This is a genomic window from Parahalioglobus pacificus, from assembly GCF_014652275.1.
Classification (GTDB): Bacteria; Pseudomonadota; Gammaproteobacteria; order Pseudomonadales; family Halieaceae; genus Parahalioglobus; species Parahalioglobus pacificus.
The window spans coordinates 283,473-296,072 of sequence record NZ_BMYM01000001.1; the positions used below are offsets into that span (position 1 = coordinate 283,473).

General features: G+C 58.1%; 12 protein-coding genes, 1 pseudogene and 1 riboswitch. Of the genes and pseudogenes, 8 read left to right on the forward strand and 5 right to left on the reverse strand.

Annotated features, from left to right (window positions below; all coding sequences use genetic code 11):
• Positions 1-55 precede the first annotated feature (55 nt).
• Complete coding sequence (locus IE089_RS01305; RefSeq protein ID WP_189474434.1) at positions 56-1,738, forward strand: sigma 54-interacting transcriptional regulator; 1,683 nt, start codon at positions 56-58, stop codon at positions 1,736-1,738.
• 3 nt (positions 1,739-1,741) lie between these two features.
• Positions 1,742-3,229 (forward strand): serine/threonine-protein kinase, encoded by a 1,488-nt coding sequence (locus tag IE089_RS01310; protein WP_189474436.1) that lies wholly within the window; start codon positions 1,742-1,744, stop codon positions 3,227-3,229.
• Here the strand turns inward: IE089_RS01310 and IE089_RS01315 are convergent.
• The 5 genes from IE089_RS01315 to IE089_RS01335 all read right to left on the reverse strand — a co-directional run bounded on the left by IE089_RS01315 (position 3,226) and on the right by IE089_RS01335 (position 8,142).
• Positions 3,226-4,152, reverse strand: coding sequence for a ketopantoate reductase family protein (locus tag IE089_RS01315; protein ID WP_189474438.1), 927 nt, complete (start codon positions 4,150-4,152; stop codon positions 3,226-3,228). The two genes, IE089_RS01310 and IE089_RS01315, sit on opposite strands and share 4 nt — an antisense overlap.
• A gap of 113 nt (positions 4,153-4,265) precedes the next feature.
• Positions 4,266-5,159, reverse strand: a complete 894-nt coding sequence (locus IE089_RS01320) for a phosphotransferase (RefSeq protein WP_189474440.1) — start codon at positions 5,157-5,159, stop codon at positions 4,266-4,268.
• Complete coding sequence (pnuC, locus tag IE089_RS01325; protein WP_189477273.1) at positions 5,126-5,725, reverse strand: nicotinamide riboside transporter PnuC; 600 nt, start codon at positions 5,723-5,725, stop codon at positions 5,126-5,128. Before pnuC ends, IE089_RS01320 begins: the two co-directional genes overlap by 34 nt.
• On the reverse strand, positions 5,719-6,000 hold the full coding sequence (locus IE089_RS01330; protein WP_189474442.1) for a YkoF family thiamine/hydroxymethylpyrimidine-binding protein: 282 nt from the start codon (positions 5,998-6,000) through the stop codon (positions 5,719-5,721). The genes pnuC and IE089_RS01330 overlap by 7 nt, the downstream gene beginning before the upstream one ends.
• Before the next feature lie 12 nt (positions 6,001-6,012).
• Positions 6,013-8,142 (reverse strand): TonB-dependent receptor, encoded by a 2,130-nt coding sequence (locus IE089_RS01335; RefSeq protein ID WP_229802521.1) that lies wholly within the window; start codon positions 8,140-8,142, stop codon positions 6,013-6,015.
• 55 nt (positions 8,143-8,197) lie between these two features.
• Positions 8,198-8,299: riboswitch (TPP riboswitch) on the reverse strand.
• A gap of 83 nt (positions 8,300-8,382) precedes the next feature.
• Here IE089_RS01335 and IE089_RS01340 point away from each other — a divergent pair.
• The 6 genes and pseudogenes from IE089_RS01340 to IE089_RS01365 all read left to right on the forward strand — a co-directional run bounded on the left by IE089_RS01340 (position 8,383) and on the right by IE089_RS01365 (position 12,583).
• Positions 8,383-9,522, forward strand: coding sequence for a GGDEF domain-containing protein (locus IE089_RS01340; protein WP_189474444.1), 1,140 nt, complete (start codon positions 8,383-8,385; stop codon positions 9,520-9,522).
• Between the two features lie 15 nt (positions 9,523-9,537).
• Positions 9,538-10,192, forward strand: a pseudogene (gene can / locus IE089_RS01345) (carbonate dehydratase).
• Between the two features lie 42 nt (positions 10,193-10,234).
• A complete protein-coding gene (locus tag IE089_RS01350; protein WP_229802522.1) occupies positions 10,235-11,158 on the forward strand; it encodes an NAD-dependent epimerase/dehydratase family protein in 924 nt (307 codons plus the stop codon).
• Positions 11,155-11,685, forward strand: coding sequence for a nuclear transport factor 2 family protein (locus IE089_RS01355; protein WP_189474446.1), 531 nt, complete (start codon positions 11,155-11,157; stop codon positions 11,683-11,685). Before IE089_RS01350 ends, IE089_RS01355 begins: the two co-directional genes overlap by 4 nt.
• A 26-nt stretch (positions 11,686-11,711) precedes the next feature.
• A complete protein-coding gene (gene trmH / locus IE089_RS01360; RefSeq protein ID WP_189474448.1) occupies positions 11,712-12,410 on the forward strand; it encodes a tRNA (guanosine(18)-2'-O)-methyltransferase TrmH in 699 nt (232 codons plus the stop codon).
• The gene (locus tag IE089_RS01365; RefSeq protein WP_189474450.1) at positions 12,407-12,583 is read left to right on the forward strand and encodes a hypothetical protein; all 177 of its coding nucleotides are present in this window, start codon (positions 12,407-12,409) and stop codon (positions 12,581-12,583) included. The genes trmH and IE089_RS01365 overlap by 4 nt, the downstream gene beginning before the upstream one ends.
• The last annotated feature ends 17 nt before the right edge of the window (positions 12,584-12,600 follow it).

Below are 12,600 nucleotides of genomic sequence, written 5' to 3' on the forward strand. Positions count from 1 at the left end.
AAAGCGCTGCTATTGTTATCAAGCATGAGGGATCAGCGCCTGAACCGAGGGGTAGATGGGCGGTGCAGCCGGTAACACAACCATAAACACTACTGCGGGCTTTGCGCCGGCCCAATCCCGTCTTTGTCTGAGCGCGACAATCCTGGCTCACCCCAATCCTGACTATGTGGGTGCAAGCACGGCGTTAGGCGATGGGCTTCGGCCCTTTACCCTTACCCTTGGTCGACACTTTCCATTGTTTGCTTTAGCAGTCTACGCGGATGGTGCTGCGCATAAGTGCCTGTCTCCCACAGGCGATGGCGCCAATGTAGATATCGGTGATGATCACATCAGCCGACAGGCCCTGGAAGTGGGGTTCTGCGATGGCCGCTTGCACCTGCACAAGCCACGCGGTGCCAGCCGGGTGTGCATATCTGGCCGTCCTTTGGTGGATGATCTCTCTTTCTCGCTGAACGCGATTGCCCGCGGGCTGGTGATTAATCTGGCTGACACTGTGCTGCTGGTGTTATCGGCCGGGCCGCCGAATACTGGCGGCGACAACTTACCAGACTTTGGTTTAATCGGTGGCTCCCGGGTTCTCAATGATCTGCGCCAACGCGTCTTGCGCTGTGCATCCACCGATGCCGATGTGCTCGTATTGGGTCCGAGTGGCAGTGGCAAGGAGCATGTCGCCAGAGCTCTGCATACGCACAGTCGGCGCCGGGACGGGCCATTTGTGGCCGTGAACATGGCGACCCTGTCTCCGGAACTTGCAGCCTCGCAGCTGTTCGGGCACAAGCGCGGTGCATTCACCGGGGCCACTACGGACCACCGGGGCTACTTTCAGCAGGCAGAGGGCGGAACCCTGTTTCTGGATGAGGTGGGAGATACGCCGTCCAGTATGCAGCCGCTATTATTGCGTGCGCTGCAACAGCGAGAAATTCAGGTGCTGGGTGGCGGCATCTCAACGGTCGATGTGCGAATAGTGGCGGCCACCGATGCGGATATTGATGCAGAGAGCGCTGGATTTCGCACAGCGCTGCGCCACCGGCTATCCGGTTTGCAGATTGATGTGCCGTCTCTTGATGCACATGCCGAAGATATTGGCCTGTTGGCACAGCAGTTTTTTACGAAGCACTGGTCCTTGTTCCATAACAAGGGTGATGCTGGACTATCGCTTGGGCCACACCGGCGAAATCGACAGTGGCGCCAGCGGTGGGTGATGCTGGTTCAGGCGCTGCTCCTGCGGCCCTGGCCTGGCAACGTGCGAGAGCTGGATAACACCTTGCGCCAAATTGCTCTGGACAGTGCCGACACGCTTCACCTCCCCGACTGGGCATGTTTGCTACGTGAGGACGGCGCCTCAACGGAGATTGGCGTTAGTTCATCACCGATGGATCAGTTGGCTGTGGCCGAACCCGATGCGCTGAGCAGCGACGTATCAGAAGTTGGGCCATCAACGGCACCAACCCCGCTTGAGTTGTCTGTTGTTTCGCAGATGTTGGAGCGCCATGACTACCATATTGCTGCTGCGGCCAGAGCGCTGGGTGTGACGCGGTCCGCCCTTTATCGCTTTATCCGCTCATCTCCGACGCTGTATCTGGCGAAGGATCTGTCCCTGGAGTTCGTTCTTGAACAGCTCAAGGAGTGTCGCGGGGATCTGTCGCAGACGGCCGCTCAGCTGCGCGTATCGGTGGAGGGCTTGAAGCAACGGCTTCAGCTGGCAGTCGACGCTGCGCCGCAGCAAAAGAGTCAATAAAAGGTGGCCGGCAGTCCGGTGGCCGGCAGTCCGGTGGCCGGCAGTCCGGTGGCAGGCAGTCCGGTGGCCGGCAGTCCGGTGGCAGGCAGTCCGGTGGCAGGCAGTCTCGGCGCCAATTACGACCTGCAGTCAATGCTGGGTAGCGGTGGCCAGGGCGAGGTCTATCTCGCCAGTGACCAGCACCAACAGCGTGCCGTCGCCATAAAGTTCAGCCTGCGAGATAAAGCGGGTAAAGGCAGCATGCGTCAGCCGACCGAGGCACAGGCGCTGGCCGCTATCGATCACCCGCGAGTGGTGCGGGTGCTTGATGTGTTGGTGGCCGACGAGCAGCTTGCTACGGTGATGGAGTATGTGCCGGGCGTGACATTGGCCACGCTTCAGACGTCCGGGTCGCTGTCCCTTGCCGCAATTTTGTATCTGGCCCTTGATGTGGCTTCTGGCCTGTCCGCCATACGCCGAGCGGGGCTGGTGCACGGCGATATCAAAGCAGAGAACATTCGCGTTACTGAAGGCGGACGCATCAAGATCCTTGATCTGGGCATTGCCAGCGAAAGCTTTGGGCATGCGCGGGGAGGATCGCGCCAGTCTATGCCACCGGAGCAAATGGCCGGTAATGCGGTGGACTCGCGCAGCGACCTCTATGCTTTTGGACTTCTGCTGCACCAACTAGTTACAGGCACTACTCATCCTGCGGCTGGGGGTGAGGCCGACGGTGACGATAACCCACCCGTTGTGCCCCGCTTACAACTGGGGGATAAGACGACCGCCGGCGAACGCATACCCGATAGCGCGGTTCAATTGGTGAACTGGTTGTTAGAGCCGCTTGCCGCTAATCGGCCGCGCAACGCATTTCGTGTGCGACAAGAGCTACGACGTATGGCGCGGGCTGCGGGCAGCCCTTGCCGCGTCAGAGGCCAACTGGGTGCAGCTGTCAGCGGTGCCATGTGGTTGGAGGAGAGCGCGCCGCGCGATGTAAGTCATTTTAGCGGTGAGGCAGAGATGCGCACTGTCTCCGGGCTGTCGTTACTGGTCGCTCGTCACGCACGACCCTTGCGTAGGTGGATTGTGGCGATGTTGACGGCCACCGTTGTCATCGGTGCAGTGCTGTCCTATCGGCATTGGGCGATGCCAACCTTGCGGGTTCAGGACTCTCATATAGATGTGCAGGCGGGTATTGGACTGCCGCCGGAGTTATCCCATCGCTGGCTCGCGCGCACGGTGACGGATCAGGCGATAGACCTTTCCAGGTTGCCCGTTAAGCCGATTACCAATCAGCCCCATTGGCAGCTATTGCTGACGAAGGGCGAGTTGCCCTCTGCCCAGGTTCACATTGTGCTGCACTGCGACCCCGGTCGCTGTTTACTGGAGATGGCGGTGGCGAAAACCGCCCAGTTGCGGCGAAGGTCGCTGGAGCTTCACCCCAGGTCAAGCTCGAGTCAATGGTACTCCTCACTGTTTGAATTGAGTAAGGAGCTGCTCGCTGATCTCTAGCCCTGGTTCGGATAGGTCTCAGAGAACTTAGCAAGCAGTGCAGAATGCGTGGGTGTGGCAACAGACAGCGCACTCGCCCGCTTAACCAGCCAGCCCGTGATGTCATTGATCTCGGTAGGGCGTCCGGCCAGTATGTCCTGCAGCATAGACGAACGGTTGTTCGCTGTTCTCTCGATGACCTCAATCACGCGGGCAGGCAAGTCCTCAGCCCACGCTGTATTGCCCGCGGCCAGCGCGACGGCCTGAATTTCATCACACAGCGACATCACCTGGGCCAGATAAGCCGGTTGGCGAACCAGCTCCCCGTTTTTGCATTGATGCAGTGCAGTGAGCGGGTTGATGGCCGCGTTAATGGCAAGCTTTAGCCACAGGCGATCATTGATATTGCTGTCCCATTCGCAGGCGCCCATGGAGCGCCAGGGGGCGAACCAGCCGGGATGGGCAGCCTGCTCATGGCTGCGGCTTACCCCAGGTGTCGTTCTGTAGTCCCCAAGGTGTGTGATGCCAGTGCCGGCATGAACGATGGTGTGTTTGCGCTCTCGAAAAGCGCCCTCGGTGGTACTCCCCAGCACGAGCGAAAACGCAGGCAACAGCGCTTTGCACTGCTCTGCGATGCCCATGCCATTGACCATCACCACCAATTGCGCGCCACTGCTTAGCCTGTGCGTCACGCTGCGCAGTGCCGGTATCACCGCGTAGCTTTTGGTGGTGACGAGTAAATGATCGATGGGCTGCGTGTCAGTCGTAAGGCTCACGGGGAACTGGAAGTTGCCGACAGGAGGCTCCCCGGTCAGACTCCTTCGCCCGGACTCCGGCGTTTGGTGGTGGTCCAGGAGAACAACCTGTTCACCGGCATTCTGCAGTTTTGCCGCAAACAAAGAGCCGATAGCGCCCGCGCCCAGAATGTGCCAACTACGGTTCAACTCAGGCCTGTCCCCGACAGTTATCGTTAATGACTAGATGCGACATATATGTCTCCCGCCTGCGCACCGATGATGCCACTGCCCGCGTTTGCGTAACAGGGTGAGTGACCCCGTCATTCGCAGTGCTCGAATGCCGCCAGTACTCGCTCAATATCCGTTGTCATGTCCGCGGCGGGATTGGTGGCGCACCATAGCCACTCCAGAAGGCCGTACAAGGCATAGCACAGCCTGAGTTGCTCAAGCTGAGCATCTGTGGGTTTGTCCTGTAAGTAGTCGCCAGCAAACTCTGGCCAATAGTCGGTCGGAGCCTGCTCACCCCACAGTACCACGGCGATATCGAACCAGCGGTTGCCCATAGTGCAGTACTCCCAATCGAGGGCATACCACTGGCCTGCAGTCAGCATTCGATTGGCCGGCAATAGGTCGTTATGGCACAGCACCGATGGCTCGTTGAATGCGTCTAATCTTCGCAGTGTTTCCGGGTAACGTTGCAGCGAGTCTCGAACAGCTAGCAGGCCATTCTCGTCAGTGCCTTGAATGCGCTGCATATACCCTCGAAAGTGATGTGCCAAATCTAGCTGGTGGTTTAGCGGCGGCAGCGCATGTATCTGACGCAGTAGCGCCGCGGTGCCTTTGACATCGAAGTCATTAACCGGTGTTGGTTCGAGGTAATCGCAAACCAGTATTTGTGAATGCACATCGACGAAGCGAGGTGTCGGGGCGATGCCCTGCTGCGCGGCGGCGAGAAGGGCTTGATGTTCTGCTCGTCGATTGATGGGCGAGGGCGTGTCCCATGCGTTTGCGTTGTCTGATGCATTACCAATCCTCACCACGTAGCGGCGTAGCTCTTTATCCTCTACCAGCACCGAGGTGTTACTCAGACCGCTTTGAAAGACGGATAGCGCTGTCGGCGCCTCCTGCAGAGGCGTTACTGTTTGCCACCGCGCGAAACGTTGCAGAGCGTTTTCAAGGCTCAAGCGTTCTGATGGCGATAGTGTTTTAGCCATTGCAGATATCCAAAAACAGCGATCACAAGGTACAGCGCAAACAGGCCGGTAGTCAGATAGAGTTCGCGGTCCAGGTACAGGTAGATAGCCGCGCTATCGATGACGAGCCAATACAGCCAATTCTCCAGTACCTTCCTCGCCACCATCCAGGTAGTCACAACACTGCCCCAGGTTGTGAACGAGTCCAAGTAGGGTAGGGCCGCGTCGGTAGTTTTCTGCAGGACGAACCCGCTGGCCAGGGCGGCAACCACGATGAGCAATATTGCAAGTGCGTGTTGGTGCCAATGCCAGCTGCGGATGGGGGCGGCGTTATCGTGCTCTTGATTATGGTTTCTGCCACTGCGCCAGTGCCACCAGCCATAAACCGCCATGATGAGGTAGTACACCTGCAGGGCGGCCTCCATCAGCAGTTGTACATCCCAAAAAATCACCAGGAACAGCGAAGTACTGATAAATGCGGCGTACCAACACCAGATGCTCTCGCGCATCGCAAGCAGCAGATACGCCACACCCAGTAGTACCGCCATTGCCTCCAGGCCGCTCATGGCACGGGCGGCGTCTAACATCGCCTGGCCAGGGCTTGCAATCTCCACGCTTCGTCAGATTCCTGGGGAATGAACTTGCACACCAGTACCTGGCGGCCGTATTCCTCGAAGCTGGCCTGCAGCGCGCCCTGCACCAGCGCAAACACTGCAGCGTAATCCCCGCTGATGCGCGTACTGGTCGCGGTAGTTTCTACCGCAAGGCTTTTGTCGGTGTTGAGCCGCTCGATAAAGGCCTTGATGATGGCGATGTAGTCGCTATCGAAGGGGTAAAGGCTAAGTTCGGCCGTGATGTTCATGGTGGCTCCTCCCTAGAAGCGGTAGCTAGCGCTCACGCCAACCTGGCGAGGGTCACCGTACTGGAAGTAGGGCTCTGTGATGTAACCCTTGCGCGGATCGTTGCCAAAGCTGCCGAAGCCGCGGGCGAAGTAATCTTCGTCAGTCAGATTACGGCCCCACAACGCCACTGACCAATGAGCGTTTTCCCACCCCAGGCGCGCGTGCACCAGGTCCTGTGACGGTGATTTGACATCGTGTCGATCCGAGAAAAAGAACTCATCTTTGCCTTCCAGGTCAACGCGTGCAAAGAACCCTCCGGCGAAGTCATAGCGGCCGCCCAGCGCGTACTGGTAACTGGGTGCATGTGCCTGGTCGCGGCCGGACAGGTCGGTCCCGTTGGCATTGATGTAATCCTCAAACTCTGTTTCCAGCAACCCCAGTGACGCGTAGACATCAAGGTTCGCGGTAGGCTGCCATGTGAGCTCCAGCTCAAGGCCGTAATTGCTGCCCTCTGCTGCATTGCTGGTGTAGTCGATGAAGTTGGTGCTGCCGTCCGGCCGCGGTAGTACCAGAGAGCTGCTCACCTGCTGGTCGCTGCGATCCATGTAGAAGAGAGCGATGCGTGTGCCCAGGTTCAAGTCGCTGAATTGTCGTTTGAAGCCGATCTCATAGTTGATCAGCGATTCGTCATCGAACTCGCGAAGGGCGCGCAGCTGCTCCTTCTGATCCGGGTCTTCAACCGCTTCCTCAGTGGCCAGTATGCCGGCATTCACGCCATTGGCGCGGTAACCGCGCGAGATCGAGCCATACCACAAGCCACCTTCATCGGTGTAATACTCCAGTGCCAGCTTGCCGCCCCACAGGGTTTTGGAGGGGTCACTGGAAACGTCATTGCTGTCGCTATAGTCGGTGTTGCGGCGTTCCACACGCAGACCACTGACCAGCACCCAGTGTTCGCTGAGCTGCGTATCCAGCTGGCCGAAGATGGCCGACGTATCGGTATCAAACTCGCTGCTGAAGGGGGCGCCCAGGAACGTATAGTTTCGAGCAAGGTCCTCTCGGTCGCCCAGGTAGTAGGCGCCAATAGCCCAATCGCTGGACAGTCCGGCCAGTTGCAGTGGCTGGCGCGACACCAGTCTGGCCTCTGCGCTGGCGCTCTCCCTGTCTCGCAGGTATTGATCAAACGACGAGTACTCCAGCTCCGGTGCGATTCCAACGAAGCTCCAGTCTTCGTCATAGCTGTACTCTGTCTCCGTGCTGGCGAAAGAGCCCTGCACATGCAGGGTCGCAGTGGTCAACTCCCGGGTCCAGTGCAGCCCAACAGCGGTTGACTCCAGAGTGTCCTTGCCCGGCTCATCAGACAGCGTTTCACGGGTGTTATCCAGGGAGAAGGCGTCATACCCGTTATCAATGTCGCTGTAACTAAGCACCATATCCACGGTATCTGAGTTGCCAGCCAGCCAGCGCAACTTGCCGCGTATCACAGTCTCGTCACGGTTGTTGGTGTCATCCCGATCGAGGAATGTGTTGTCGATAAAGCCATCGCTTTCATAGTGGTTGACGGCCAGCCGGTAGAGCAATTCATCGGCGACCAGTGGGCCGCTGCCTACCACACCCACACTGTAGGTGTCGTATTCCGCGGCACTGGCTTCAACGGCGAAGTAAGGGGTGTCGGTAGGTGCGGCAGTGGTAATGTTGATGAGGCCCGCCAGTGCATTGGCGCCATGCAGTGTGCCTTGCGGGCCGCGTAACACCTCGACCTGGCTCACATCGAAGAGAGTGCCCGCCGTGCCTAGGCCGCTAAAATCAATGCCGTCTACCAGAACGCCCACCGAGGGATTCAACGGCTCTACAAATTGACTGCGCTCACCGATGCCCCGTACCTGGTAGAACCTGGCCCGCGAGGCGCCGCTGGCATAGTTAACGTTGGGTGCCAGATTCAGTACCTCTTCCAGGTGCTGTGCCGCACGATCGTAGATGTCGTCGGAGGAGACAATGCTGGTACTGGCCGCCTGCTGCATCAGTGGCGTATCGCGAAACTCGGCGGTGACCACAATTTCTTCCAGCATGGGCGACTCAGGCTGGGCCTGTGTCAGAGCAGAAGCGGCAGTCAAGGCTGAGGCGAGTGAAACGGATTGGGCAAGAATAGAGCGACGAGTCACGGAGATCCCCTGGTCATTCAACAAAACGTTTATACAGTGAGCGCAAACGAGGGGACGCGTCCGGTTAAACCGCTTCCTACGCCAGCGTTAACTGGATCAGGTTCAAAGGGTTCATCTATTTAGATGTCTCAGGCTTGCGCCACCCCCCGGTTTGCACGCGCAGTATATGGCGCTTACACTCAAACGCCAATATAAGATGCGCCGGAGAACTCCAGGTGCACGACTGAACAGGTTGAGCGTATGCCGCAGGACTTTGATGCCAACGGCCGAATCGAGGAAATAGAAGCGGCTCCGCCCTTGGAGACTGCGGCGGAATTGCGTGAACGCCGACTCGCCGAAACCATCACGCTCAATCGGTATCTGAGTCATCAGATAAGGCAGCTGGTACACATGCTGCTCGAGGCCAATGATCTGCCTCGCTTCCTGGAAATCATACTTGCAACCATGCCCCAGCACTTCCGTTTTCCCTTGGCGGAGCTGTGGCTGTACGATCCTGAAGGGGTGCTGGGTGGGCTGATCGTGGACGCCGAGCGATACGGTGGTCATCTCAAACTGACGCGTGACGCCTTTGATATGCAGGAGCTCTACGACCTCGAGCCTGATATTACGCTGCTGGATGCGACCGACCCACGAATGTTCGAAGTGCTCAAGTCCGAGCATGGTATTGAATACGCGCTACTCTTGCCTTTGACTGACGGTGGACGTCTGATGGGCAGCCTCCATTGCGGCCTGCAGCACGCCGAGCTGCTGGCCAACGAACCGGAAGAAGACCTGGTGGCCCACCTGGCGCACGTCATAGCACTGACCTTCAAGAATGTGGTTGCTCGCCAGCAGGTTTCGCAACTAACCCTGCTCGATCCCCTGACTCACATCAGCAATCTTCGTGGCTTTGAAAAGGACATCGCAAGAGAGATATCACGCGCGCGTCGAGCCCATGAGCCTCTCTCTATCCTCGTCATGGACATCGATGAGTATCAAGAACTGTTTACGCACTACGATCAGTCCACTTCACATCACGTGATCCGTAAGGCGGCGGCGCGGATCAGCTCAGACTTGCGCGAAACCGATTACCTGGCTCGCTTGTCGGAATCCAGTCTCGCCATTGTGCTGCCAGGCTGCACGGAGTCGCTGGCGCAGGACATCGGTGAGCGTATGCGAGCCGACATAGACCAGTTTGCGATCGATGATGGTCGCGGAGCTGTGCTGCATATCACTCTCAGTATTGGCATGGTTACCTGGGACCCGGAGCAATACCCGGCGATCGACATGTCGCAATTGGCCAGGCAGATGCAGTCCGAGGCTGCCAAAGCGCTTGCAACATCACGCCAGAATGGCGGCAATCGGGTCTCCGTTGCGCGTCTTTCCATGTTAGCCACCTGATAAACACAACGCATCATGACAGACAAAGCACTCGAAAAACTCTTCACCCGTAATCGCCAGTGGTCGGATGAGATCAAGTCATCCGACCCGGACTTTTTCCCGTCACTGGCTGCCCAACAAAACCCCGAATATTTATGGATCGGCTGCGCGGATAGTCGAGTGCCGGCTAACCAAATTGTGGGCCTCGCACCCGGCGAGGTGTTTGTGCATCGCAATGTTGCCAACATGGTGGTGCACACGGACTTTAATTGCCTGACGGTGCTGCAATACGCGGTTGATGTGTTGAAAGTGAAGCATGTGATGGTGGTTGGTCACTATGGCTGTGGCGGTGTTAAGGCGGCCTATGAAAATGCCGACAATGGCATGATCGATAACTGGCTGCGCAACATCAAAGATGTCTATGAGCGGCATCATGCGGAGATAGACGCCGCGGATGCAGATGATCGCGTGGATTTACTCTGCGAGCTGAATGTCATCGGCCAGGTCAGGAATGTTTGCCACACTACCATCGCCCAAGGCGCCTGGGCGCGCGGACAGGCGCTTTCCGTGCACGGGCTGATCTATAGCCATGCATGATGGCCTGTTGAAAGACCTGGACTGTACGGTTGATAGCGCCAGCAATATATCTGAAGTGTACCGGGTGGCCTGTGCGGGGCGCCTTGGGCGTTAGCAATGATAGAACCGGTCGAACCGGGCTCAGGAGGAAAACAGGGTGCTGGAACCGGTAGCGATAGACGGTAAGAAGATTCTGATAACGGGGCCAACCGGCCAGGTAGCGGAGCCAGTGATTGCTGCCTGGGCACAGCGCTGCGACCTTACGGCGCTGGCGCGGTTCAGCAACCCCGATGACCGCGCCCGAATCGAAGCCTTGGGTGCAACTTGTGTCGCCGCCGATCTGGCGCAGCCGGGCAGTTTAGCTGCCTTGCCAGACGACTTTGATTACGTGCTGAACTTTGCCGTGGTTAAGAGTGGTGATTTTGACTACGACCTTGCCGCCAACGCGGAAGGGCTTGGACGATTGATGCTGCACTGTCGAGGTGTCAAAGCCTTTTTGCACCTGTCTTCCACAGCTGTCTACGAATACTGCGGCCATGAACCACGCACCGAGGATGCGCCCCTGGGTGACAACCACCGGGTCATGTTTCCCACCTACAGCATCAGTAAGATCGCCGCGGAAACCGTGTGCCGATTCACTGCCCGGCAGTTCAACATTCCAACAACGATTGCGCGCCTCAGTGTTCCCTATGGCGACAACGGGGGATGGCCCTATTTTCACCTGCTGATGATGGAGCAGGGCATCCCCATTGAGATACATCCGGAGCGGCCCAACTGCTACAACTTGCTGCACGCCGACGATTATCTGGAGAAGCTGCCTAGGCTGCTGGCCGCCGCTAGCGAGGACGTCACTACCGTGAACTTTGGCGGATCGCAGCGAACCAGTATTGAAGAGTGGTGCGCCTACCTCAGCGAGCTCACCGGCTTTGAGCCGATCTTCCAGGACAATCCCAAGGCCTTCGGGTCCCTGTGTATCGATACTGAACGCATGCATTCGCTGATCGGGCCCACTCAGGTGGATTGGCGCGACGGTATCAGTCGTCAGGTGCAGGCCCTGGCACCACAGTGGCTGAAGGCATGACGGCGCAGGCGTCGTTGGAGCAGCGACTGGCGCGACTGGAAGCCATCGAGGCGATCAAGCAGCTCAAGTCGCGTTATTTTCAGGCCTGTGATCTAAAGCAGCCCGATGCCATTCGAGCCTGCTTTGCCTCGGGCCCCGTGCGCCTCAGCTACGGCCGTATTGGCGAGTTCGATAGTCGCGATGCCATGCTTGCTGTGTACACGCAGCTGGCGTGCAGCGAGCACATTATCGAGATGCACCATGGCCAAAACCCGCAAATCGAAGTGACCTCGCCCCAGTCAGCACATGCTACCTGGGGACTCTATTATTACCTGATCGATACGCGTCAGCAGGTCACCACCCAATTGGGTGGCTACTATGAGGACGACTACGCGATGGAGGATGGTCAGTGGGTCATCGCCGCCTCATCCTACACAGTCACCTCTACCCAGATCATGAACCTCGGACAGGGCGCTGGGCAGGCCATCTTCGCCGGTGGTCAGGCGCCCGAGGCCTTGGACGACCCGTCTCGTCAGGCAGCTGAGTAATACGCCGTCACTGTGACGCAAGCCCCATGACACCCGAACGACAGGCGAGGCTGAAAGCCGTGCTGGCAAAGCGTCAGCCCGATCTTACGGTTGTGACAGACTTTGTGCACAAAAGCCGTAACCTGGCAGCAATAGTACGCAGCTGTGACTCTGTTGGGATAATGCAGGTACATGCGGTGGTGGACGAGGAGAATTACCGCACCTACCGCGGAACGGCTGCCAGCGCGCAGCGCTGGGTTGAGGTTGTGCGGCACGCGTCGCTGGTACCGGCGCTTGCCGGTTTGAAATCCCAGGGCTATCAGCTAATCGCTGCGCACCTCACAGACAAAGCCCGAGACTATCGCGAGGTTGATTACACCAAACCCACAGCGATTGTGATGGGTGCTGAGATCGCCGGCGTGTCCGAGGAGGCGGTTGCACTGATGGATAGCTGTGTCACTGTGCCCATGTTGGGGATGGTGGAGTCCTTGAATGTGTCCGTCGCGGCAGCGACTTTGCTGGCGGAAGCCAGACAGCAGCGAGAACGCGCAGGGCTTTACGACACCTGTCGGCTAGATGGGACGACCTACAAGCACTGGTTGTTCGCTTGGTCACAGCCGCGGTTAAAGCAGTTCTGTGACCAGCGTGGACTGAGCTATCCGCCGATTGACGATGACGGTGAACTGGTTAACCCTTCGCAATGGTACGCCGATGTGCGCGCGTTAACGGGAGAAGATCCGCAATGACTAACCTGTTTGTTCTCTTGCTGATGATATTCGGCGGTGTGGCATTGATGGTGTTTTTTGGTGAGCGCTTCGCCAAACCTGCCAACCCCGAAAAGCTCGCCCGTCTGCAACGCTGGTTGCTGCCACTAGTGGGTCTAATGCTTGTACTGTCGACACTAAATTATTACCTCTGACTCCTCACCGCGTGAGG

Excerpts from the sequence above, each read along its gene's own strand:
- IE089_RS01305 (WP_189474434.1), top strand. The coding sequence starts at position 56 with ATGGGCGGTGCAGCCGGTAACACAACCATAAACACTACTGCGGGCTTT.
- IE089_RS01320 (WP_189474440.1), bottom strand. The coding sequence starts at position 5,159 with ATGGCTAAAACACTATCGCCATCAGAACGCTTGAGCCTTGAAAACGCT.
- pnuC (WP_189477273.1), bottom strand. The coding sequence starts at position 5,725 with ATGTTAGACGCCGCCCGTGCCATGAGCGGCCTGGAGGCAATGGCGGTA.
- IE089_RS01330 (WP_189474442.1), bottom strand. The coding sequence starts at position 6,000 with ATGAACATCACGGCCGAACTTAGCCTTTACCCCTTCGATAGCGACTAC.
- IE089_RS01340 (WP_189474444.1), top strand. The coding sequence starts at position 8,383 with ATGCCGCAGGACTTTGATGCCAACGGCCGAATCGAGGAAATAGAAGCG.
- IE089_RS01355 (WP_189474446.1), top strand. The coding sequence starts at position 11,155 with ATGACGGCGCAGGCGTCGTTGGAGCAGCGACTGGCGCGACTGGAAGCC.
- trmH (WP_189474448.1), top strand. The coding sequence starts at position 11,712 with ATGACACCCGAACGACAGGCGAGGCTGAAAGCCGTGCTGGCAAAGCGT.
- IE089_RS01365 (WP_189474450.1), top strand. The coding sequence starts at position 12,407 with ATGACTAACCTGTTTGTTCTCTTGCTGATGATATTCGGCGGTGTGGCA.